The 26,811-nt window shown below is 66.2% G+C and carries 2 protein-coding genes; both read right to left on the reverse strand.

The annotated features are described in order from the left end of the window. Window positions 1-10: 10 nt before the first annotated feature. Window positions 11-1,786 (reverse strand): acyl carrier protein, encoded by a 1,776-nt coding sequence (locus F8197_RS13015; RefSeq protein WP_193333425.1) that lies wholly within the window; start codon window positions 1,784-1,786, stop codon window positions 11-13. Window positions 1,787-1,830: 44 nt separating this feature from the next. Then, the gene (locus F8197_RS28590) at window positions 1,831-26,805 is read right to left on the reverse strand and encodes an SDR family NAD(P)-dependent oxidoreductase (protein WP_193333426.1); all 24,975 of its coding nucleotides are present in this window, start codon (window positions 26,803-26,805) and stop codon (window positions 1,831-1,833) included. Window positions 26,806-26,811 lie beyond the last annotated feature (6 nt).

Genomic DNA, 26,811 nt, shown 5'->3' on the forward strand with positions numbered 1-26,811 from the left:
TTTATCCCGGTTAAAGGAACAGTCCCGTTTTTTCCTCGCGCACGGCGCTGTCGCGCAGGTACGGAATCCTGACCTTGCGCGCGGCGTCGTGCATCTCGGCCAGCTTGGCAAAGATGGCGCCCGCCTGTTCCTGCCGCCGCGCCGGCTGGGCATGGGTGGCGATCTGCTTGAGGAACGCGAAGTAGTCCTTGTCTACGACCACCTGTTCTTCCCAAAGTTCCTTGGCGATGCGCGCAACCGGCGTGTCGAGCCCCTTGCGGAACATGTAGTAGGACGAAATCCGGCCGCGCGCCTGCTCGACTATCCCCGAGAGGAACTTCATCGCATCCAGCGGTCCGATGCCCGAACCGAGCAGCGTGTCGTAGATGCGCTGGGTCTTGGCAAAGCCGCGTACGTGGCGGCTGTAATGTTCGCCATAGACTTGCGGTTCGTCGATGATGCGGTCGGCCATCGCCGCCATGCACGCCAGCATGCTGATCTGCGACCCGGACGTAAACCACGTACTGGCCGCGCAACCGCCCACCATCGACCAATTGGCGCCATAAAAGCGTTCATGCATGAAGTGCTGCGACGGCACGCTGACAATCTCCTTGCGGCGCGCAAATTCGCGGCTGTAGTCGATGCCGCGATTCTGGTACGCCTTGGTCAGCGCGGTGATGATCTCTTCGGGATTGCGGTCGCCGATATCCTCGGGCGCCATGCTGATCCCCACCGAGACGTATTTGCCGAGCGGGATAAACCAGGACACGCCATTGAGGTTGTCGAACTCCGTTTCGGCGCGCAGCAGCGTGGTGGCGTGCATCCACGGCAGGTCTTCGCGGTGGCACAGGTCCTCGCAATCCTTTTGCATATAATGGGTAAAGATGACCTGGCGCGGCGCATCGAAGTTCTGGAACGGGATCTCGAGCTTGCGGCCCAGCAGACGGATATGGTTGGTGCAGTCCCACGCGTACGACGGCTTGATGGTGGCGCCGTTCTTCAGACGCAGCAGGGACAGGCGATCACCTTCCTTGTCGTAATCGACATCGACCACCAGGTCGTCGACCCAGTAGCAGTGCTCGCAGGCGCTCACTTCGTCGAACAAGGCCTGGTCGAAACCGATGCGATCGACGTGGATGAAGGCGCGCGGCGCTTTGTCCAGGAACAGCGAAGCCATGGTGCCGAAGAAATCGAAGCGCAAGCCGGCCACGATGTCGCCCATGAAGAACGGCGTGTAGTTCTTGGCAAACAGGTAGGGTTCGTAGCCTTCGAAGTCCTGGGTGAACTCGATGGTGCACGCCTCCGTCATCGATTCGCCCAGCTTGGGCGTGTCGCCCAGTTGCGGCGAGCCGACCAGCACATGGCGGATATTCTTGCGGCACAGTGCGCGGCTGATCAACATGCCGCCGATGCCGCCGCCGATGATTACCGGGACGTTCTGCGGTAGTTCGCCATGCGTCCCCCTGGTGAGCGGCCGCGCTTGCGCGTCCATCGGCGCCGCAGCCGGTGACGGAATGGCGCGTGCCATGTCGGCAGCCATCATCGACAGGTACTGGTCCACCTTGTCGGACTTGTGCTCGAGCAGGTAGCCGGTAAAGGCATCCAGCGTCGCGTGTTCGAAAAACACGCCCGGGTGGATATCGTCGTCCAGCGCGGCCGACACCTTTTCCACGAAGCCGACCAGCAGAACCGAGTTGAATCCCAGGTCCTGGATGTTGACGCCGGTGGCGATGTCGCCGGGCGCCACGCCCAGCGCTTCGCCGGCGAGCGTAATCACGGTGTCGCGCAGCGCGCGTTGCTTGTCCATTCGATGCTCCTTGAGTTGAATTGAAATTGAGCAGCGCTGCCGGTTCATGCGACCAGCGATTCCCAGCCATCGGCAGACGCCTGCGTGAAGGTTTCGTGGAACAGCTTTGCAAAGACATCTTCCGCCGCTGGTTCATCGACGGGCGCCGTCAGCCAGAACGACTTCTCGTCGAAGCGCTGCCGGGGCAGCGGCGCGCGGGCTCGCGGGGTGGTGGCCAACGGCGCTTCCTCCAGCAGCACGTGGGCATTGATGCCGCCGATGCCGATCGAATGCAGGCCTGCGCGGCGCGGTGCCGCGCCCGGTTCCCATGGCACCACCGTGGTCGGCACGTGGAACGGCGACTGCTCGAGCAGGATGGCCGGGTGCAGCGTGGCCCAGGTAGCGATCGGCGCGATGCGGCCATCGCGCAGCGAGCACAGGACCTTGACCAGCGATGCGATACCCGAGGCGCCTTCCAGGTGGCCGATATTGGCTTTGACGGAACTGACGGCGCAGCGGTGCTGCCGCCAGGCTTGCGGCGTGAGCGCCTCCTTGAAGTACTGCTTGAAGGCGGCCAGTTCGGCCGCATCGCTGAAGCTGTTGGACGTGCCGTGCGCTTCGATGTAGGAAACCGTCTCCGGACCGAAGCCCGCCACGCGATACGCCTCGCGAATGGCGCGGTACTGGCCGTCCACGCTGGGCGCCACCTGTGACAGCGCGCCGCGCCCGTTGTGCGTCACGCCCACGCCGGCCACCACGGCGTGGATGGTGTCGCCGTCGGCCAGTGCCCGCTCTTCTGGCTTGAGCAGTACGCAGCCCACGCCCTCGCCGCGCACGTAGCCGTCGGCACGGGCGTCGAACGGGTACATGCGCCCGCTGCGGCTGAGGATTTCGCCTTCGTCGCGACTGCGGAAGCCCGCCGGGTCGAGCAGGATCTTGGCGCCGGCGACGATCGCCGTGTCGCACTCGCCCTCTGCCATCGACTGCGCAGCGCGCTTGAGCGCCACGTAGGTGCTGGCGCAGGCGTTGTCGATCGCTTCGCTGGGGCCGGTGAAATTGCAGTAATACGAAATCTGGTTGGCGATCATGCCGGGACTGAGCGGCTGTACCGTCCCTTCGTCCATGTCCAGGTTGCGGGCCAGCGCCTGGTAATCGACCGCATCGAGCGCCAGGAACAGGCCCACGCGGCCGGTGGTCAGCTCACGCATGGCGATGCCGGCATGTTCCACGCACTGCCAGATGCTGCGCATCAGCAGCCGCTGTTGCGGGTCCGTGGCGCGCGCTGCCGCTGCGCCGATGCCCCAGAAGGCGGCATCGAACTTGTCGATGTCGGTGAGCAGTCCAGCGTGGCGCATGCTGGCGGGATCGGCATCGGCCACCACGCCACGCGCACGCCATGCGTCGTGCGCGTTGTCGTCGATGCTGATGGTCTTGTCCTGCACCTGGCGCCAGAAGGTGTCGGCATCCGGCGCGCCCGGCAGGCGGACGTCGTAGCCGATGATGGCGGCGCGCGGGTTCGCTGCATGGCTGGTCATGGGTTGCGGGTCAGGTCGAGGTTTCGCTGTCAGTGCCGATGCCGATGCCGACGCCGGTGCCGGCTCAGGTTCAGCTCCATGTTCAGACCCCGCTTGCGATTGCGCTTCCGGTTCCAGTGCCGACGTCGGCTTCGACATCGGCATGGGCGCGACGAATTTTGGCGAAACGGGCTGTGTCGATGGCATGGTCACGGCCAGGTAGTCGATCAGCTTGCGCGGCGAGTTCAGTTCCATGAACAGCGCGCCGGTCAGCGTCAATCCCAGTTGCTCGTTGAGCAGCGCGGCGATCCTGGTGGCGCCAATCGAATCCATGCCATGGTCGGCGAAATCGACGTCGACATCCACGGCATCGGGCGCGAGACCCAACACCTGCGCCACGGCCGCGCGTGCCGCGTCCTCTACATCTTGCGTGCTCTTTTCGCTAACTGTACGCTGCGCATCAATCTGCCCGGCAGGTTGTGGATCTGCCGTCAGCAAGGCGGCAACGCGGGCGCGCTCACCCTGGAACACGCCGAACTGGTGGCCGTTCGAGGCCAGCGCCGCACCCAGCGCGGCTACGCCTGCATCATCCTGCAGCGGCACGATGCCGTACTGCTCACGCATCAACTGCGCATAGGCAGGCGGCACCGACATGCCGCCGTTCTGCCACAACGGCCAGTTGATCGACACGGTTTTACCGCGTCGCTCGCCGCGCGCCACCAGCGCCGCGCGGTGGGCAGCGAAGCTGTCGAGGAAGGCGTTGGCGGTCGCATAGCCGAACTGGCCCGGGTTGCCGAATGCTGCCGACGAGGAAAACGCCACGAAGAAGTCGAGCGCCAAGCTAGCGGTGGCGTGATCCAGGTTGACGACAGCGGCCGCCTTGGCATCCAGCACCGCATGCACCTCGGCGGCAGTGGCGCGCGCAATGAAACTGTCAGCCAGCACCCCGGCGCTGTGGATCACGCCGTGCAAGGCGCCATACCGTTCCAGTACCTGTGCCACCAGCGCGTGCGCCGCTTGCGGCTGCGCCGTATCGCAAGCGATGTAGTCCGCCTGCACGCCCTGGCTGCGCAGCGCCGCCAGTTGCTCATTGCGAACCGCATCCAGCGGCGAACGGCCGGTCAGCACGAAGTGCGCCTGCGTGCCGGCTCCCAAGCGGGCTGCGAACATCCGTCCCAGTCCACCCAGGCCGCCAGTGACCAGGTACACGCCCTGGCGGCGCAGATGATCGGCGCTGGTGCGGCCGTCTTGGGCGTCGGCTGGTGCTGCGTCCAGCAGTTCGCGCCGCAGCACCTGGCGCTGGCGCCCGACTGGATACACCACTTCGGTATGGCCATCGGCGGTCTTGATTTCGGTATGCAGATTGGTTTGCATGGCAACCATGTCGTGCGCCGCGACGGCGGCATCAAGGATCAGCCTTGTGCGGATAAACGGCAGTTCCAGCGCAATGGTGCGCAAGGCGCCTATCAGGCCACGGTGCGGATAGTCGGTGCCCATGTGTGGCGCGTACACCAGCAGCAGCTCCGGTTCGGCGCGGCGCTGCCGGGCGGCTTCCTGGCTCCACGCCAGCAGCGCGGTGGCGTGACGTTCAAGGTCGGCGGGAATATCGTCGCTGGTTTGCAGGTGGATCATGTCGACGGCATGCCCTGCCATTTGCGGCGCCTTAAAGGCCGGCGCGCCAATGGCAAACACGGTGGTTTTACATGGCTTTGCCGTACCGGTTGCCGGACAGTCGTGCCACGCGGTGGTGAAGTACACGGTGTCGGCTAATGCCGGCGCGGTGGCTGACACAGAATCCGAGGCCGATCCCGGAGCTCCCCCGCTAGCCGACGCTGGTGCGGGTGTCGTTACAGGCGCTGACGCGGCTATGACGGCACTCGCATGTGCAGCTGGCAGAGGCGTCGATGCAGCTGATGCAGCTGTTGCAGCTGATGCAGCTGTTGCAGCTGATGCAGCTGATGCAGCGGACGCTGGTATGTCGATCCAGTGGCGCTCGCGCGCAAACGGATACGTCGGCAGGCTCACCCGACGCGGCGCCAAGTCAGGGAACTGCAGGCGGTGCACCACGTGCCATTCCACCGCCGCACCATCGAGCCAGGCCCGCGCCAGCGGCTGCATGTCGCCGGCAGCAATCCAGCACTCAAGGTCTTCCGCTGCGGGCGCTGGCGCCTGTTTGCCCTTTGCCGTGGTGGCGCGCATGGCATGCGGTGCACCGCTGCTAAAAGCTTCAAGCTGCGTGCATAATCCTTCGATATCGGAAGCCACGAAGACAACCCGCTCGGCCATCGCTTCACGTCCCGTTTGCAGGGTCCAGGCCAGTTCGGCCAGCGCCAGGCCCTCTCCGTGCCGGCGCAGGTGTGCCAGCAGGCGCGCTGCCATGGCCTGCAGGCGGTCCGCTTTTTTTGCCGACAGTGGCACGATCACGGGGTGCGCAGGATAAGCAGACGCCGGCGGCGCGACTGGCGCGGCGTATTCCTCCAAAATCAGATGCGCATTCGAACCGGACGCACCGAAGGAACTGAGGGAGGCGCGGCGCGGTATCGTCACCTCGTGGCCGTCCTGGCTCATCACCGGCTGGCGCCACGGTTCGCACACATGCTGCACCCGGAACGGCGAACTGGTGAAGTCCAGGTAGGGATTGAGTTCAGTCGAATGCAGCGACGGCACCAGGGTGCGGTAGCGCAATTGCAAGGCCACCTTGGCCAGTCCGCTGATGCCGGCCGCCGATTCCGCGTGGCCGATGTTCGACTTGACCGATCCGATGGCACAGTACTGGCGGTCTGCCGTGTAGTGGCCAAAGGCTTTTACCAATCCCTGGATTTCGATCGGGTCGCCGAGCGACGTGCCCGTGCCGTGCGCCTCCACGTAACTGATGGTGCGCGGATGGATGCCGGTCTTTTCCAAACACTGCTCGATCATGTCCGCCTGGGCCACGGGGCTGGGCACGGTCAGTCCACTGACGGCGCCCACGTGGTTGGTCGTGCTGCCCTTGATGACAGCGTAGATATGGTCGTTGTCGCGCACTGCGTGGCGCAGGGGCTTGAGCAGCACCGCGCCCACGCCTTCGCCCGACACATAGCCATCGCCGCCCTTGCCGAAGGCGCGGCAGCGGCCGTCGCTGGCGTGCATGTCCATCATCCCGTAGGTCAAGTATTTGACCGGATGCAGCGACAAGTTGACGCCGCCGGCCAGCGCCACTTCGCATTCGCCGCTGCGCAGGCTTTCCAGCGCCATGTGCACCGCGATCAACGACGACGAGCACACCGTGTCGATGGCCATGCTGGGACCGTGGAAATTACAGAAGTACGATACCCGGTTGGCGATCTGCGCGTAGTTGAGCGACACCGGCATTGGTTCGCTGCGTGCATTGGCTTCGGCGCTCAAGAGGGCATAGTCGTTATGCATCACGCCTGCATACACGCCCACCTGGCGCCGCTGGTTGCGTCCACGCGGCGTGACCAGGTTCTTCGGCGTGTAGCCGGCATCTTCGATCGCCTCCCAGCACACCTCGAGGAACTGGCGCTGCTGCGGGTCGAGCAGCTTCGCCTCCCACGGCGAAACACGGAAGAACTGCGCATCGAACGCGCCGGGATCGTTGATGAAACCGCCCCAGCGCGACATCGGTTTGCCCGACGGCGACGTCACGCCATCCATCCGCGCGCGTTCCCAGCGCGAGGACGGCACCTCGGTCACGCTATCGACGCCGGCGCGCAGATTGTCCCAGAACTGCCCCAGGTTGTCGGCGCCCGGATAGCGGCCGGCCATGCCGATGATGGCGATGTCGTCAACCTGCGTACTGTCACGTGACGGCGCGTTCAGAGACTCTGGCGCGATTGGTATGGTTGACTTAACCGGCGCCCTGGCATCGGCTTCGTTGGGCACCGGGCCATCCCACGTCTGCGGATATTTTTCGGCCAGGTACGCCGCCAGCTCCGCAATGGTGGTGTATTCGAACAGCAGCGTCGGCGCCAACGTGGCGCCCAGCCGCTTTTCCAGCGCTCCCACCAGATCCAGCAAGCGCGCCGAATCGAGCCCCAGTTCGTAATAGCCGACGGAGGTGTCGATACGCTCGGCAGGCGTGCCGATGCGGGCAGCCATCAGCTCTACCAGGTAGTGTTGCGCCGTGGTGCTGGCGGCCATCGCCCGCATATCGACGGCAGTTGCAGCAGCGGAGATCGATTTCGTTGCAACTGTCGTTTCCGCCGGGCCGATGACGACGGTTGCAACGGCCGCGGTGTTTGCTGCGGCAGCCGTAACGACAGCAGCGGAAACTGTGCCGACCTGCGTCTGCTCAGCCAGCACCGGCTGCGCCATCTTGCGCTGCGGGTTGATGGCGCCCTCGTCGCGTACCAGCTTGCAGGCGTAGTTGCGCAGCTCGGCCACCTTGACGCCGGCGGCATCGAAGAACTCGATAGTCATGTACAGCAGCTCGTTCCGGCGGCGTACGCCGGCAGAGTCGATACGCGCGACACAATTGGTGGTCAACGGCGCACTGGCGCGGAACGATTCGTAGAACAGCGGCAGTATCAGGCGATCCTCGCCTTCGAACAAGGCCGCGAACAGGCGCTGCGCGCCCACGCTGGCACCATCGATCAGGGTAGGATGGAAGCGAAAGGCGGCAGCATCGGCCAGTGCCTGCGGTCCCACGGTGATCTCGATGAGGGTGGCTTGCGGCCCCTCGTGCACCACGCCTGCCGCCCTGATCACGCCACTGTGCTCGAGACCCTGGCGCGCGCACTGCGCATACAATTCCTCCAGATCGGTGCTGGCGGCGGCCGCGCGGCGTGCTTGCGCCAGGTCCAGAATGGTATCGAAAGTGGCGGGCGCGACGCGATGCATCTCGGCCACGGCGTAGCGTTTCGGCTCGCCACCGCCGGCCGACTCCACGTGCACCTGCCAATGACCATCGGCGCGCTCTTCGCAGCGAATGTCGAACAACACGTCGGCGCCTTCCACCACCGTGAGCGGCTGGTAGATCGACAGGTTGCGCAGCTCAAGCTGCGCCAGCGGAATGGCCATTTTCTCGAAGTGCTGGAACAGCATGTCGATGTACGCCAAGCCGGGCAGCAGTTGCTGACCGTAGGCGCGGTGACCTTGCAATACCGGGTGCGTGGTGTCGAGGCGCAGGTAGCCGGTCGATTCGTCCACCGGCCAGGCTGGCGCCGACGTCGACGGCGACGCGTGCGAAGCTAGCGAATGTGCCGAAGCGTGCGAAGCAGGCGATACCGACGGCTGCGAAGCTGACAAGGCTGGCGATGCCGGGGTTGCTGAAGCAGGCGCCGTACCGTGCAAGCGGCGCCGTTGCAGCACCGGCATCGGCAGCGGCGCGCGGCATTCTGCCTGCCCTGCCGACGCCTCCCACGGCGCCATGATAACGTGGGCGTTGGTGCCGCCATCGGCAAAGCAGCTCAGCGCAGCAAACGGCGCAGCGGCGGACCACGGCGCCACCGCGCGGCCGAAGCGGAACGGCGATTGTTCGAGGTCGAAGTGCCGCATCGGCTGCTGGCCGGACAGGAACGGTACACGCTGGCGGTGGTCAAGCATCAGCGCAAGCGCGATGAAGCCGGCGATACCCTTGGCGCACAGCGGATGGCCGATATTCGGCTCCATCGAGCCCAGTTCGCACGGGGCGCCACCAGCGGGACGGTACACCGCCTGGGTGGCCTTGATCTCGAGCAGGTCGGTCACCTCGCTGCCGGAACCGTTGACATGGATATAGCCCACCTGGTCGGCGCGCACGCCGCTGGTGTCAAGCGCCGCCCGCATCACTGCTTTTTGCGCCGCCAGATTGGGGGTGGCGGGACCGGCCGTGCGGCCGTCGTTGTTGATGGCCACGCTCTTGACCACGGCATGAATGCGGTCGCCATCCTGCAATGCGCGCTGCACGGTTTTCAGCATCACCATGCCCACGCCCTCTCCCGGCACTACGCCGGCAGCGCGCCCGTCGAACAGGTGGAACTCGCCGCCCTCGCGCAGCAACTGGCGGCTGTCGAACAACCGGTGTGCTTCATCGGAGGCCAGTACGCTGGCGCCGCCGACCAGGGCCGCGCCGATATCACCTGCTTGCAGCGCGCGGATCGCCATCTGCATCGCCACCAGCGCCGATGAGCAAGCGGTATCGAGCACCAGGCTCGGACCTTGCAAGTCGAAGAAGTGCGAGATGTTGGCAGCCATGTAGTTCTGGCCGACGGCGACGATGGGATTGCGCGCCTGCGCCAGTGTCGATGCTGCCGGTTGATGGTGGCTGCGCGCGCCGATGTATACGCCGGTCGCACTGCCCTTCACTTCGCGCGCGGTGTAGCCAGCGTGGGACAAGGTTGCCAGTGCCTGTTCCAGCAACAGCAGCGCTTGCGGGTCCATGGCGCGCGCGTCGTCTTCACCGAGCAGGAAGTGAGCCGGATCGAAGTCGGTCACATTCGAGAGCAAACCCGCGTAGCGGGTGCAAGGCGCCTGCCAGCGCTGATCCGGCACCGGGCCGATGGTGCAGCGGCCTTCGGACAGCAGACGCCAGTATCCATCAAGATCGTCGGCGCCGGGCAGGCAGCACGACATGCCGACGACGGCGATGTCGTTTTTGTTACTCCTGCTGCTGCTATTGTCCGAGGCCGCCATTGGCGACTCGGTTGGTAATGCCGGTCGGGATGCTGGAGCTAGAGGCGTTGCCGCATTTGCAGGAGTTGTAAAATTTACTGCAATTGCGTGCGCGACTGGCGCTTCCGGCATTGCTGGCGTTATCGGCGTTTCCAGTGATGCTGGCATTGTCCGCGTTGTCGGGATTGTCGGAGCCAAGGGCATTGCAACCGGGGCCTGCTGCGTGTGCGTGGCTGGCCCCGGCGTTGCGGTACCCAACACGCCCGCCAGCGCAGCCGGATACTGCGCCGCCAGGTAAGCCGCAAATGCTGCCAGCGTCGGATGCTCGTAGAAGATCGACGGATCCATCGGCGCCGTGTTGCCGTGCGCCGCCAGCGCACCTTCAACGCGGCGCAGTATTTGCGTAAGCATGATCGAATCGACGCCGTAGTCCTGGAACGGCGTGGCATGCTCCAGCGTGTGCGCTGCCACCATCAGCTCTTTGGCGAACAGGACCGCCAGCCAGTCCAGCGTGGCACTGGACAGGTCAGCCGGCGCAGATGCAGCTACAGCCGCAATGGCGCCGCTGGCGACAGCGGCAGCCTTCACGACAGGTGCGGTCGCCAGGCTGCGCTCCATCAAGCGTTCCGGCGCCCAAGATGTGGCATCGACCACGGCAGGCAGGATCACCGGGCCGGCGCCACTGGCCAGTACCGCGTCGAGCAGTTCCAGACCTTCGGCATCGGTCAGCGTCAACAAGCCGGTGTCGCGGTAAGCGCGGGTGGTGGCCTCGCCCATGCCGGTCTCCTTCCACGATGGCCACTGGATGCTGACCAGTGGCAGCGCACCGGCATGGGCCTTCGCCACGTAGTCCATATAGCAGTTGGCACACGCGTAATCGCTTTGTCCTGCCGCCAGTGACGGCACCGTGGCCGCCACCGACGAGAACAACGCGAAGAACTTGAGTGGCTGACCGCGCATGGCGGCCAGCAGCGCATCGAGGCCAGCCACCTTCGGCTCCAGCACGGCCGCGAAGCCCGCAGCGCTCTTGCGCACAAAGGCGGGGTTGTCGAAGTCGTTGATGCCGGCGCAATGCAGCACGCCGCCGATGGCGCCCAGTTGCGCCGTCACCCGCAGCACCGCATCGGCGACTTGTCGCGCATCGGCGCCGGCCAACGCCAGCACCTCGATTTGCACGCCTTGCGCCACCAGGTCCTGCAAGGCAGCCAGCTTGCGAACCAGGGCCGTACTGACGGAGGCATCGTCCATGCACGCGCTCCATTGATCAACAGGCGGTAATGCTTCGCGTCCCGTCAGCACCAACTTGCGTACGCCATGGCGTGCCACGAAGTGACGCGCGCACAGCAGGCCCAGTCCGCGCGTGCCGCCGCTGATCCACAAGACGGTATCCGGATCGAACGACCAGGGTGCGGACGCTGGCAATGTCACCTCGGCCAGCCCTGCTACGTGCCGAAGTCCCTGGCGATAGCATGCTTGCGGCGCCGCCCCTGCCGCGCGCCATTCGGCGGCGATCTGGAGAGCCTGCTCTGCTGGGTCATTGCGGGCATCGAGGTCCAGGTGGCGCGAGCGCAGGGACGGATACTCGCTTTGCAGCATGCGGTACAGTCCAGCGCCGGTGGCGCCGGCCAGCCGGATCGCCGCATTGTCATGCGCCTCGAGGCCGATGGTCACGCCCAGCAGCAGCGCCGGCTGGCCCAGGTCGCGCTGCGCGGCCAGGCGTTGCAACCAGGGCAGCAGCGACAGCGCACCTGGTGCGTCGTCGGCGCAGGCGGTCAGGTCGATCACGCCGGTGATGGTGTCGAGCGAGATATCTGCGGCGTCATGACCGGTCACCGGATCGACAATCACGCCATCGACCTGCTGCGCCAACGACCGCGCCAGCGCCATGCTGCGATCGGTGGCGAGTATCAGCGCCCGGCCCGATGCCACGACGTCGGCAGGCACCGTCGGTTGCGCTATCCAGTGCTTTGCCACGTAGCGGATAGAGCGTGCTGGCGTGGGCGCGGGCGAGGAAGCAGTGCTTGTGCTGTTACTGTTGCTGTTGCTGTTGCTGTTGCTGTTGTAAGACTGCGGCCAGTGCCGCTCGCGCGCAAACGGGTAACCGGGCAGGCTGACGCGGCGCGGCGGCTGTGCGTACAGCATGTGCCAGTCGATCTCCACGCCCTTGATCCAGAGCGCGAGCAGCTTGCCGAACTGCCGGCGCGCCACCCACCGCGCGATCGTCTCGCGCATCTCGTCGCCGTCGAACAGGTCCAGCACCTGGTCGCCACGGGCGACCTTGCCGCGATAACGTTCATCGCCCGGCTCACCGGTGATAAAGGCGGCCAGCCGCTCGCGCAATTGCTGCAGCGAAGTTGCCACAAACGCCACCCGCTCATCGAACGTCTCGCGCCCCGTTTGCAGGGTGTAGGCCACGCCATCGAGATCGAGCGCATCGTCATCGTCATCGGCCACGGCCAGCAACTGCCTGGCAGCCTCGATCAACCTGTCCTCGCTGCGGGCCGAGAGCACAATCAGTCGTTCGTGGCTGGTGGGCGCGAGCGCCTGCGGTTCGACCGACGGCAGATACTCTTGGAACACCACGTGGGCATTGGCGCCGCCGAAGCCGAAGGAGCTGACACCGGCGCGGCGCGGCGCCACCCGTCCCGACGCATCGACCGGCGCCGGCCAATGGGCAGTCTCGCGCACCACGTGGAACGGCGTACCCTGCAAGTCGATGTACGGGTTGAGGGTCTCGGAGTGCAGGCTTTTCGGCAGCGTGCGGTGCTTCAGTTGCAGCAGTACCTTGATGGCGCCGGCCACGCCTGCGGCCAGTTCCAGGTGGCCGATATTGCTCTTGGCCGAACCCAGGCCGCAGTGGGCGGCTGTCACCGTGGCGTCGCCGCTGGCCTGGTACAGGTCGCGGAACGCCATCTTGAGCGCGTTCACTTCCACCGGGTCGCCCAGCGGCGTGCCGGTGCCGTGCGCCTCGATGAAGCCGACGGTGCGCGGGTCGATCCCCGCTTCGGTGTGCACCGATTTGATCAAGTCCGCTTGTGCCTTGGGGTTGGGTGCAGTGAGCGAGTTGGCGCGGCCGCCATGGTTTTCACCGCTGCCGCGCAACAGTCCATAAATGTGATCGCCATCGCGCTCGGCGTCGGCAAGCTTTTTCAGGAACAGCATGCCCGCGCCCTCGCCGCGCGCGTAGCCGTCGGCAGCGCTGGAGAAGGTCTTGCAGCGGCCATCTTCGCTCAGCATGCCGGCCTTGCGGAAGCTGATATGGCCGTCCGGCGCGATCAGCACATTGACGCCACCCACCAGCGCCATGTCGGCCTGGCCACTGTCGATCGCCATCACCGCGCGATGGATCGCCACCAGCGACGACGAGCAGGCCGTGTCGATGGTCTCGCTGGGGCCGGAGATATTGAGCAGGTAGCTCATGCGGTTGGCGCCCAGCGAGGCGCTGCGCCCGGTGGGCAGGAAGGCGTCGCACGGCACACCGGCTTTTTGCAGCAGCATGCCGTACTCGCTCACCGACGTGCCGACGAAGATCGCGGTGCGGGTGCCCGATAGCGCTTTAGCGCTGTAGCCGGCGTCCTCGATGGCGTGCCAGGTATGCTGCATCAACAGGCGCTGCATGGGGTCCATGTACAACGCTTCGCGTGGAGAGATGCCGAAGAACAGCGGATCAAATTCGTCCACGCCTTCGATAAACCCGCCGTAGCGCACGTCGGTTTTGTCGCCATCCGCTGCCGGATCGCCATAGTAGTCGCGCCAGTTCCAGCGGTCGGCCGGTACTTCGGCAATGCAGTCGCGGCCTGCCGCCAGGTTACGCCAGTATTCACGTGCATCGCTGGCCATCGGGAAGCGTCCGCTCAGGCCCACCACGGCGATCGGCTCGCGTTGCCGCCCGGAGTGTTGGAGCCTTGCCGCAGGCTGCGACATCTGTGTCGTAGCAACGGTTGGAGCAGCCGCTGGCACGAAGGACGTCCGCTCTGCTGCTGATGATGATGCTGAGGCCAGTGCAGGTGCAGGTACTGGTACCGGTGCGGGTGCGGGCGCAGGTGCAGATGCCCTCGAAACCGGCGCCAATGTGTCGCTTGCCGCCACCTCGGGATATTCCGCAGCAAGGTGGCCGGCCAGGCTGCGCATGGTCGGATGTTCGAAGAATATGGTCGGGTTGAGCGCGCGCCGCGCCGGGATCCTGAACTGCACATTGAGCTCGTTGGTCAACTCGGTCAGGCTGATCGAGTCGAAGCCGTAGCTGCTCAATTCCTTGTCCGGGTCGAGCTGGCCCGGCGCCATCTTCAGGATGCGCCCCACCACGGGACGCAGCAGCGCGGTGACGTCCTCTATCGGGCGCGCGGCGTCCACGTGAATTTGGCTGGTTGTCTTCATGACGATATGCTCCGCGATGGGTGGCGGCGCGACGGGCGCCGAAGGCGCGGCCAGGCCGGGAATGAAGCGTTCGATGGCGGCGGGGTCGCCCGCCAGCACCATCACTTGCGCCAGTCCGCTGGACCAGGCGCGATAGAAGGCGGCGATGCCGGCGGCGGTGGGCAGCGGCACCAGGCCCGTGTTCTCGGCCATCCAGCGTTCGGTCCCGGCATCGGGCGCCATGCCGCCTTCGCGCCACAGAGGCCAGTTGATGGACAAGGTACGGCGTTGCGGATTACGGCCGGCGGCGTACGCATCGAGGAAGGCATTGGCCATCGCATAATCGGCCTGGCCGGCATTGCCCAGCGCCGAGGCGATCGAGGAAAACAGCACCACGAAGTCCGGCGCCAGCGCGGCGCAAGAACGTTCGAGATTGAGCAAGCCGCTCACCTTGGGATCGAATACCGCCTGCAATTCGGCTCCGGTCTTGGCCGGGATGAAGTTGTCACGCACCACGCCGGCGCAATGCAGCACACCGTCGAGCCGCCCATGACGCGCGCGGATGGCGCCGGCCAGGGCATCGACACTGTCAGCTTGCGCCAGGTCGGCGCAAAAGTAGTCGATGCGCGCGCCACCGGGATAAATTGCGCTGCGCGCCAATGCATCCAGCCGCGCTGACAGCTCCTCGTCAAGTGCGGAGCGCCCAGCCAGCACCAGCGTGACATGCCGCAAGCGCCCCAATATCTCGCGGGCGAACAGCGTGGCCAGCGCGCCGGCGCCGCCGGTCAGCAGATAGACGCCGCCTTCGCGCCACGGCAACTTGGGTGGTTCGTGGCTTTCCGGAACCGGCTGCCATTGCCGGATCTCGACTATCCCGGCGGTGTGGCGTACCAGCACGTCCTCCGAGTCGTCCGCATGCCGCGCGCTGGCGTTCACCTGGCTAACGATATCGCTGCCGGTGGCATCGACCAGCACCACCTGCGCCGCCACCTGCAAGTGCTCGCGCGCCAGCACCCGCGCCAGGCCCGCCAGTATTGCCAGCAGCGGATCCGCCGCCACGAACTGGATCAGCACGCGGCCGGAGCTGGAACCGGAGCCAGCGCCGGAATGATGCCGGCGTTCCTGCATTTCGGCGCGCACCAGAGCCAGCGCCTGGTCCGCAACGTCAGCATGGCGGCGATCGTCCACGCCAATGTCGATGACATGGACTTCGGTATCAGGAAAGCGATGGCCCCAGTCAGCGGCCGGCCCCATGCCGCACATGACCACCAGCCGACGGTCGTGCGCCGCGTTACGCCGGCCCTGGTGGCCGGCGGTCCATACCGGCTGCGACAGCAGGATTGCTGGCGCCTCGGGCCTAGCAGCACTCTGCGGCCCCTGCTCCACCACCTTGAACGAGAAGCCCTTGAAGCGCACGCAAATCATGCCGGCGTCGTCGCACAGGTCGATATCGTATTTGAGGGCGCCCGGCGCCGCGCCGTGCGCGGGTCGCGCCAGCGCCCACATCTCTTCCTGGCAGCTGCCCAGCACCTCGAGCTCCTCCAGCGCGAATGGCAGCGCCAGCGGAATGCGGCTGGCGTCTTCCCAGCCGTCCATCAACGGCGGCGCGGTGTGGACGGCGGCATCCATCGCGGTCGGGTGCAGCACGAAGCGGTCCACCGCGTCGGACAGCCCCTCGGGGATGAATATATGGGCCAGTGCCTGCGGCATGCCATCCGGCGTGGCGCCAAGGTGGTATTCGCTGATGCCACGGAAGCCAGCCCCCAGGTCGGCGCCGCGCAACCGCATGGCGTCGAAGTGATGGCAGGCGAGGATGGTGGCATGGTCGCATTGCGCACGCAAGGTCGCCAGGTCCACCGATGGAATCACGTTCACTGCATGCCGCATCGCCACGCCCTGGCTGTGCACCACCAGCGGCTGATCCGCGCGCTCGCCGCCGCTGAAGATGGTAAAGGCGATATCGCCACCGTCATCGTATTTGAGACCGAGATGGATCACGGTGCGCTGGGCGGGATCGTCGCCATCGTGACAGGCCACCGGCCGCATCCACACCACGTTCTTGATCTGCAGGCAGCCGGTGTCCGCCTCCAGGCCGCACACTTCGCGTACCGCTGCACGCACCATCTCGAGGTGCCCCACTCCGGGCAGCACCTTGCGGCCCATGATCACGTGTTGGGCGAAGAAGAATTCCTGCCCGGTAAAGCGTGAGCTGTAACGGTGGCCCGCCGCCAGGGTCGAGGTGTTCTGATGCAGCAGCGGATGCAGCATGGCGGCCTGCGCCTGCATGCTGCCGGCATGGCTGACGGCTGGCGGCAGCCAGTAGCGCGCCAGCTCGAACGGATAACCGGGCAGGCTCACACGGCGTGGCCGGGCCGCGTCCTGCGGGTACTGCGCCTGCCAGTCCACATGCTGGCCGGCCACCCAGCCAGCGAGTAGCGGCGGCAACGGAGACATTGCTTCGGCGCCCTGTGCCAGGCCGTCCAGCGCCATGCGCAACTCGGCCATGCTGCGTACCTCGAACGCCGCGCGGTAAGCCATCGCTTCGCGCCCGACCTGCAAGGTCCAGGCCAGGTCGGCCAGATTGATGGCCGCCGCTGCGGGAAGGTCGAGGAAATCGCGCAGCCGCTGCGCCATTACCGGCAAGCGCGCGCGCTGGCGCGCCGACAAGACGATGGCGTGTGGCCCGCTGGATGACTGCACTGGCGCCGGCACAGGCGCTTCTTCTATTACCAGGTGCGCATTGGTGCCACTGAAACCGAACGAACTGACGGCCGCGCGCCGCGCTTTCCCCGGCGTCTGCGCCCAGGGCTGCGCACTGCGGTTGATGAAGAATGGCGATGCCGCCAGGTCGATGTGCGGGTTGACCTGCTCCACGTGCAGGGTGGCGGGTTTCACGCCATGGCGCAGCGCCAGCAGCAGCTTGATGGCGCCCGCCACCCCGGCCGCCGCCAGCGTATGGCCGATATTGCTCTTGACCGAACCGAGCGCGCAAAAGCCGGTGCGCGCGGTGAAGGCGCCAAACGCCTCTTTCAGTCCCTCGACTTCGATCGGATCACCGAGTGCGGTGCCGGTGCCGTGGGCTTCCACCAGCTCGATGGTGCCCGGGTCGATATCGAACTTGCGGTACACCTCCTGTACCAGGCGCGCCTGGGATTGCGGATTGGGAGCAGTCATGCCATTGGTTTTGCCATCCTGGTTGACGCCCCAGCCGCCTATCACGCCGTGAACCTGGTCGCCGTCGCGCAGCGCATCGTCCAGGCGCTTGAGCATCAGCGCACCCACTCCCTCGCCCGGCACGAAACCGTTGGCGCGCTGGTCGAAGGTGTAGCAGCGGCCGTCGGGCGACAGCATGCCGGCCTTGCTGGTCATGATGTGCATGTCGGGACCGGCCAGCGCGCACACGCCGCCGGCAAGCGCCATGTCGCAGGCGCCGGATGCCAGGCTGTCGCAAGCCGCTGCCATGGCCACCAGCGACGATGAGCAGGCGGTGTCGATCGACACGCACGGTCCCTGCAGATCCAGCAGGTAGGCAATGCGCGACGCGAGTATCGACGTGGCGCGGCCCATGAAGTTTTGCGCGTTGAGGTCGCAGCGGGCGATCTCCTGGCTGTAGTCGCCGGCGGTGCACCCGACGAACACGCCACAGCGGCTGCCCGCCAGCGCCGCCGGTCCGTAGCCGGCATCCTCCACGCAATGCCAGGCATTTTGCAGGAACAGCCGCTGCTGCGGGTCCATCCACTCGGCCTCGCGCGGCGAGATGCCGAAGAACAGCGGGTCGAACATGTCTACGTCGTCCAGGCAGCCCATCCACCGCGAATAGCTTTTGCCCGGTTGCTGGCGGTCGGTATCGACATGGTCGGCGATGCGCCAGCGGTCGGAGGGAATCTCGCTGATGCAATCACGCCCCTGGGCGAGGTTGTCCCAGAACTGCGCCAGGTCGCGCGCCATGGGGAACTGGCCGGCCATGCCGATGACAGCGATTTTCGGTGGTGGCGATGTGCGTGCCTCGGGCGTCGGCGCTGCTTGCGGCGCGGGTTCGGCACGCACGGTGCACAGCGAGACAGGCGCGGACTGCGGAGCCGGCGTCGGCGTGGCTTCAGGCGCCGCTGCGGAAACCTGGCCCACACCCTGCTCGCGCAGGCACGCGGCGAACTCGCGCAAGGTGGGATGGCGATAAATGGCGGTAGCGTTGAGGTTCAGACCATAGCGGCCGTTGATCTTGCGGACCCAGTTGACGCCCGTGATCGAATCGAGGCCGATGTCGATGAACTTCTGGTCCAGGCCTATTTCGCCCGCCTGCATGAACAATTCGGCAGCCAGCATGGCGGCCAGTTCCGGCAACAGATCGCCACCGCCGTTGACTGGAACTCCGTGCGGCGGCCGCGCCATCGGCGACTCCTCTGCTTGCGCCCCTTCGCCGAAGTGCCGGTCGATCAGGGACAGAACCTCGCTGCTGCCCACGAAGCATTGCTGGTGCATGGCCTGCTCCTGCGCCAGCACCTGCGTGCGGCGTGCAGAGATATGGGCTACCGAAGCACGCTTGGCCGCTGCCAGCGCGGTATGGTCGTTGTGCGCCAGCTGCGTGGCCAGAGACAATGCGCGCGGCAGCACGCTGGCGGCGGACACCACCTCGCATGGTGCACCACGGTCGCGCAATTCGGCGCCCGTGTACTGGCGCGCGCCAAACAGGATCTCGCGTGCGATGTCGATGCCGAATTTGCCGGGGAAGGCCAGCGTGGCGCCAGCGCCTGGCGTGAAGCCGTACCGCATATAGGGGCTGCGGTACGTATGCTGTTCGCTGCACACCACCAGGTCGCAAAACATGCCCAGCGCCCAGCCGGCGCCTACCCCATGGCCCTGCATCGCCGCGACGACGGGAATGCTCAGCGTGGCCGGCAGGCTGTAGATATCGATGTCGGTGAACCTGGCGCGGCCGGACTGGATGGCCAGCAGGCTTTCGCGCGTGCCGCCGCTGGAAAAATAACTGCCGTCGCCGGTGATGACCAGCACCCTGGCTTGCGGCTCGGAGGCCACCGCCGCAAACGCCTGCGAAACGCCGGCTACCAGCAGGCTGGTAAAGCCATTGCGGCTGATCTGGTCGCACATGGTCAGCACGGCCACGCCCTGGGCGTCGATGTCGAGCCGGACGACGTGGGAGCCGATGTCGATAGGCTGTACGCCGTCGCGTATCGCGGGCATTGCAGGCATTGCAGGCATTGCAGGCATTGCAGGCATTGCAGGCATTTTGCCAGTTGTCGCAGCGGTATCGCCAAGCAGCGCATTCCATGCCGATGGCATTGGCGCTGCCACGGAGAATGCGTCGCCTCGGGCGCGCTTGAAACCCTCGTGCCAGCCGGCCGCCAGGCCAGCCGCCAGCGCCCGCAGTTCCTGCGCCATGTGCTGCTTGAGCAGCGCCAGCGACACGGCCGGCGCCGCCGCCAGTTGCCGGGCCAGCGTCAATGCTGCTGCCTTCAACTCATGCGCCGGCAAAACGGTCAGTCCCAAGCCCGATTCGCGCAGTTCGCGTCCGCTGCGGGCGGTATCGGTCAGCACACAGGCTGCACCGTCCCCCAGGCGCCAGCGTGCCGCGAACAGCGCAGCTTCCGCTGGCGTGCCGCGCGCAGCGTAGCGATAACGTCCATCCTCGGCGCACAGCATGAAGTCGCACAGCGACGCAAACAGCCAGGCCAGGCCCTCGGCATCGCCCTCGCCCACGGCAATCACCGGCGCCGGGCAATCGAACGGCAGCAGCGCCGCGCCTTGCGAAAAGAACGCTTCGTCACCATCGACCGGCAGGAAGCGCGATTCGCCGTGCAGCAGTACCGCTTTCAGATCGGGCCTTTCCGCCACCAGCAGCATGGCGCGGCGCAGTGCATCCACCAGAGCCGCGTTCCACTGCGGCGGACAGTCGCGCATATTGAGGGCGTAGATGCCATCGCCGTGATCGACCACATCGATCGCAAAACCGGTGGCGGCGGGCGCCGCTTCCAATTCCACCTCTGTTTCAGTCGCTGCCTCCACCTTGGCAGCTAGCAGTGCCGGTAGCGTTACGACCGGCTTGGAGGAAGGCGGAAGGCGGTACGCACAGAAATCGGAGCTCGCCAGGGCGGCCAACGCAATGTTGCCGGGTTTTCCGCGCGAGGCGCCAGCTACGGCCAGCCGCTGCTGCTGTTGCGGCGGCGGTACATCCGGCAACGACAGTGACGAATTCACTCCCAACTGTGGTGCTTCCATCGCTACGCCCACCGCCGTAGCTGGCGCAGGCCACAGCCGCTCGCGCTCGAACGGATACGTCGGCGCGCTGATGCGGCGCGGGCGCCGGTCTGCCGCCAGGTGTCGATACAGGCGGTGCCAGTCGAAATGCACGCCCTTGGCCCACATGCCGAGAAACTGCGCGACCTTGCCCTTGTCCAGCCACAACGCCATGGTCGCCTGCAGGTCGTCGTCATCGACGTAGCTGCCCAGCGCTTCACGGTTGCGGCTTACCTGACCCTGGACATAGGCGCTGGCCTGTCCGCTACCGTCGAGGAAATCGCGCAGGCCCCGTTCCAGCTCGGCCAGTGAATACACCGCGAGCCCCAGCCGCTCATCGAACGGATCGCGCCCCACCTGCAAGGTGTACGCCAGCGATGGCAGCGACACGCCCGGTTCGACAGTGATCCAGTCGAGCAGCGACTGGGCATAGCGACGCAAGGCCGCGGGCGTACGGGCCGATAGCGGCACCAGCACAGGTGCAGTCAAGGCGATGGCGGCGGCTTGCGGCGCCTGGTACTCCTCCAGCACCACGTGCGCATTCACACCGCCAAAGCCGAACGAGCTGACACCGGCGCGGCGCGGCAACGGCCGGCCATCGGCGCCCGGCGGGGTTTCCCATGCCTGCGCCTGGCGCGGGATATGGAAGCGCGTATGCGCCAGGTCGATGAGCGGATTGACGGTTTCGCAGTGCAGACTGGCGGCGATACGCTGGTGGCGGAACTGCAGCAGTACCTTGATCACCCCTGCCACGCCGGCCGCCAGTTCCAGGTGGCCGATATTGGTCTTCACCGACGCGATCGCGCACGGCGCGGTCGGCCCCCGTGCCGCGAACGCGGCCTTGATGCCGTTGATCTCGACGGGATCGCCCAGCGGCGTACCGGTGCCGTGTGCTTCCAGGTAAGTCGCGGTATCCATGTCGATGCCGGCGCGCTGCCACGCCTTGGTCATCACCTGCGCCTGCGACAGCGAATTGGGCGACGTGAGCGAATTGGCGCGGCCGCCGTGGTTCTCGGCGCTGCCCCGGATCACGCCATAAATGTGGTCGCCATCGGCTTGCGCCGCACCGAGCTTTTTCAGGAACAGCATGCCCGCCCCTTCACCGCGCACATAGCCGTTGGCGCTGCTGGAAAAGGTCTTGCAGCGGCCGTCGGGGGCCAGCATGCCGGCCTTGTTGAAGCTGATATGCAGTTGCGGCGCGACGATGGTGTTGACGCCGCCGACAATGGCCTGCTCGCAGTCGCCTGCTTGCATCGCCTGCACCGCGCGGTGGATGGCCACCAGCGACGACGAACATGCGGTTTCCACCGGTTCGCTGGGACCGGTGAGGTTGAGCAGGTAACTCATGCGGTTCGGCCCTACCGACGGCACCACGCCGGTGGCGCTGAAGCCTTCGACCGGCAGGCCGGCGCGCGCCAGCACGCTGTCGTAGCCGGTGCTGGCAGTACCCACGAAAATGCCGGTGCACGATCCCGCCAGGCTCGATGGCGCATAGCCCGCATCTTCGATGGCTTGCCACGCGTGCGTCATCAACAGCCGCTGTTGCGGGTCCATGCTCAGCGCTTCGCGCGGCGAAATGCCGAAGAACAGCGGATCGAAAGCATCCACGTCATCGATAAAGCCGCCCCACTTGATGTCGGAGCAGTTGGGGTGTTCCGCCGGATCGGCGTAGATCGCTTGCCAGTCCCAGCGCTGCGCGGGGATCTCGGTGATGCAGTCACGTCCCTGTTCCAGGTTGCGCCAGAACGTTGCCAGGTCGGGCGCCATCGGGAAGCTGCCGCTCATGCCAACGATGGCGATCGGTTCGGGACCATGCGCCGGAGTGGACGTCGCGCCGATTGTCTCGTGGAGAGCGGGGGCTTGGGCTTGCGCCGCAGCCAGTGCCGGTACCTTTGCTGATTCCGTTGCTGATACTGATGCCAATTCAGTTTCCGGCACCGCAAACGCCTGCGGATACTGCGCCACCAGGTAGCCCGCAATGCCGGCAATGGTGGGGTAGTCGAAGAACATCGCCGGCGACAGCTCGATGCCGTATCGCTCGCTGATGCGATTGGCCAGGCCCGTGTACGCGATCGAATCGAAACCATATTCGCTCAACTGGGTACGGGTATCGAGATCGGCCGCATCAAGCTTGAGCAGGTCGGCCGCGACAGTCACCAGCACCGCCGCCACACTGCCGGCGCTATCCACACCCCGGCGCGATTCGGGAGTAGCGATGTTGGCAGCAGGCGCGATCAGCCTGTCGCGCATGCGCGCCAGGTCGCCTTCCATCACCAGCACCTGCGACTGGCCGCTTGCCACCGCCCGGTAAAACGCCTCGATGCCGCTGGCGGTGTGCAGCGGCCGCATGCCCAGGCGCTGGTCCAGCATGCGTGCAGTGGCAGCGTCGATGGTCATGCCGCCGTCCTGCCACAATGGCCAGTTGATGGAGACGGTCACGCCGTGACCATTGCTGCGCCACGCCGCGTATCGGTCCAGGAAGCCGTTGGCGGCGGCGTAGTCGGCCTGGCCGGCATTACCTAGCGCACCAGCAATCGAGGAAAACAGCACGAACAGGTCGAGCGGCCGGCTGCGCGTGGCGGCGTCGAGATGGACCACGCCATCGACCTTGGGCGCCAGCACGCTGGGGAAATCGCTACCGTCCTTGCGAACGATGTAGTTGTCGCGCACCTGGCCGGCGCAGTGCAGTATGCCATTCAGGGCGCCGTGGCGGCGGTGGATGCCATCCACCAGCGCGTGCACGGCATCGGCATCTGCCAGGTCGAGCGCATGGTATTCCACTACCACGCCTTCGCGCCACAGCGCGTCGAACTCCGATGCTGGCCTGGCAGTGCGACCAACAAGCACCAGGGTGGCGCGTTGCAGACGGGCAGCGATTTCGCGGGCGAAGATCAGTCCCAGCGCACCAGCTCCGCCGGTGACCAGGTACACGCCGCCCTCCTTCCATGGCGTAGCGGGAATCTCCCCCTGTACCGGCAGTTCAGTCAGCACTGCGGCCATGCGCTGTGTGTCCACGCAGCGGAACAACGCAGTCTCCGGCCGCGCGGCACAGGCCAGCACGTGGTCGCGCAGCATGCCCGCCGTAACCGCACCACCGATGCGCAGCACCTGCGTCACGCACTGGGGATTTTCCAGTTGCGCCGTCTTGAGCAGGCCAGCCAGCCCGGCCAGCAGTTGATGTGGTCCGTCGTCGGGCACCAGCAGTTGCAGCAACTGGCGCCCGGGCGTTGCCGCCGCTGCGCGCATGGCGGCGCGTACCTGCTCGAACAGCGTCACGGCGGTGTTGCGGTAGGCCGCAGACAGCGTCGTGCCCTCGCCATCTACCAGCGCGCTCACCGTGCGGGCGCCCGGCAGCAGCGCGCCAAGTTCTGCGGCCAGGCCGGCATTCTCGAAGCCCGCCAGCCACACCCGACGGCCCGACCAGTCCTGCGGCGGCAAGGCTGCGGCATCATCGTCGCGCCAGCCCGGCGTGAGCATCAGCAGGGCGCCAGGCGCCGAAGCCTGCTCACCAGCCAACAGGCGCAGGGACAGCCCGCGCAAGGCGGCAAACACCTGTCCTTCGTCGTCGCACAAGTCGATGTCGAACGACTGCGCCGCGCGGTCGCTGCCCTCTTTGCCCGCCGCAGGCCGCACCCACGCCCACAACTGCAACGGCGGAGCGGCCGCCAACACCGTGGCAGCCGGCAGCAGCAACCGGTCCAGCGCGAACGGTACCAGCGCTTGCGTACTGGCGCCGGCAAACCCTGCAAGGCTTGCCTGCAACGCGCCATCCATCAAACCCGGGTGCAGGACAAAACCGGCAGCGCCGGCCGCATCGACCACGCCCACCCTGGCCAGCACCTCGCAATGGGCATCGGCGTGCAGCGAGGTAATTGACCGGTGCGCCGGCCCATAGTCGATGCCCATGGCGGCAAACATGGCGTAGTGCGCGTCCACACTGCGCTCGCCGCCAGCCAGGCGTGCGCGGACTGCCGCCAGATCCACTGCCGGAACGGTCCAGGTCAGCGCCGTCGCCTTGCCCTGGCTGTGAATCAGCGCGTCATCTGCTGCACCGGAGCGCACTTCCCAACCCACTGCGTCCGGTTGCTGCACCAGCGCCAGTTGCACCTTGACCGGTGCGGCGCCGGCCACCACGGGCCGCGACCACACCACGCCGGACAACTGCAGCCCGCCGGTTACCAGCTCCGGCATCGCCTGCCGCAGCGCAGCGCGCACCATTTCCAGGCTGGCTACGCCAGGCAGCACCTTGTCGCCGTGGACCCGGTGGTCGTTGAAGAAGAATTCCGCGCCATCGAATTCGGCGTCGAAACAGGCGCCATTGCCGGTCGATGCAACGCTGTGCAGCAGCGGATGCAGCCATGCCTGGCCCACTTTTCCAACCTTTTCTTCCTTTGCTTCCTCGAACCAGTAGCGCCTTCGCGTAAATTCATAGCCGGGCAACGTCAGTCTGGCTGGTACGCCGTCTGCGAAGTACAGCGACCAGTCCGAGATCGGCACCCCGGCCACCCACCACCGTGCCAGCCGTGCATGGTCGCGTGAGCGCAGGCAGTCGGCCAATTCGTCCGCCGTGGGTGCGCCAGTCACCGAAGCGCCAACCGCCGGGACGCCGACTGCCGGGCCACTGGCCGCCCGGTTGCCGGCCAGCCGGTCGCCGGCAACCGGGTCGCCGACCTTCGGAGCGCCGACCGAATCGCCCGCACCTGCCCTCGTATTGCCGTGCAAAGCACCAGGCTCCAGCTGGCCGGCGACAAATGCGTTCAACGCACGGCACAGTGCATTGGCATCCTGCGCCTCGATGGCCAGGCGCTCTTCGAGCGGTTCGCGTTGGTGCAGGGTATGGGCCAGCGCGGCCAGCGAAAACGGCCGGTCCCAGGTCCGATCGCGCGGGCCGGCCACATACCGCGCCAGCGATCCCGCGTACCGCGCCAGGCTATCGCGGTTCTTGGCCGACAGGACGAACAGCAGCGGGCCATCGGTCTGCTGTGCCTCTCGCACCGGCGGCTCTTCGAAACCCTCCAGCACCACGTGTGCATTGACGCCGCCAAAACCAAAACTGCTCACGCCAGCGCGCCGCGCGCCATCCGGTCCCTGCGCCCAATCCTGTCCCTGCTCGAGAAAGTAGAATGGCGAGCCATCGAGCCTGATGCGCGGATTGGCGCGGGTGAAGTGCAGCAGCGGAGGCAAGTGGCGATGCTTCATCGCGAGCAGCACCTTGATAATACCGGCGATGCCGGCCGCCGCCTCCAGGTGGCCAATGCTGGTCTTCACGCTGCCGATCGCGCACGAACGAGCCGCCAGTTCCACGCCTTGCACCCTTGCCTGACTGGCATAGGCGCGGATCAGCGCATTCATCTCGATCGGATCTCCCTTGGGCGTGCCGGTGCCGTGGGCTTCGATGTAGCCAATGGCGGCGGGAGACAGTGCCGCATCGCGCAGCGCCATTTCCACGCAACGCGCCTGGGCGAACGGATTCGGTGATGTGACGGTGGCCACCTTGCCGCCATGGTTGACGGCCACGCCCTTCACCAGGCCATAAACCTTGTCGCCGTCACGCAGCGCCTGGTGCAACGGCTTGAGCATGATCAGGCCAGCGCCCTCCCCGCGCACGTAGCCGTCCGCTCCTTCGTCGAAGGAGCGGCACACCCCGCGCGGCGACAGCATGCCGGCCTTGGAGAACGAGATGAAATGGGTGGGATTGAGCAGCACGCTCACGCCACCCACTAACGCCGCGCCGCAATCGCCACGCCGCAGCGCATGCACGGCTTCGGCCAGCGCCACCAGCGAGCTGGAACAGGCGGTGTCGAAGGGGATGCTGGGGCCACGCAGGTCGAATTCGTACGACACGCGGTTGGGAATCAGCGTGGTGTGCACGCCGGTGGACATATGGGCTTCGATGGCGGCCGGCGCCCGTTCGACCTGCATCTTGTAGTCGAAATTGCACACGCCGAGATAGACACCGGTATCGCTGCCGCGCAGGCTGGCGGGCGCATAGCCCGCGTCCTCGAAACACGACCACGCCAGTTCCAGCATGATGCGCTGCTGCGGGTCCATCAATTCCGCTTCGCGCGGCGAGATGCGGAACAGCGCGGCGTCGAACTGGTCGATGTCGGCCATGAAGCCGCCCCATTTGCTGATGGTCTTGTTCTCGTCCTCGCGCCGGGTGGAATAATACTGCTGCCAGCGCCAGCGGTCGGCCGGCACTTCGCCCACGCAAAATCGGCCATCGCGTTGCGCGCGCCAGAACGCTTCGTAATCGCCCGCGCCGGGAAAGCGGCAAGCCATGCCGATGATCGCGATGTCATCGGGAGGATCGGTTAGCTCAGACACGTTAGC

It is taken from the genome of Duganella sp. FT27W, from assembly GCF_009295655.1.
Lineage (GTDB): Bacteria > Pseudomonadota > Gammaproteobacteria > Burkholderiales > Burkholderiaceae_D > Rugamonas > Rugamonas zoogloeoides.

What these genes read in the sequence shown, in the direction of transcription:
- F8197_RS13015 (WP_193333425.1), bottom strand. Translation starts at nt 1,786, where the DNA reads ATGGACAAGCAACGCGCGCTGCGCGACACCGTGATTACGCTCGCCGGC.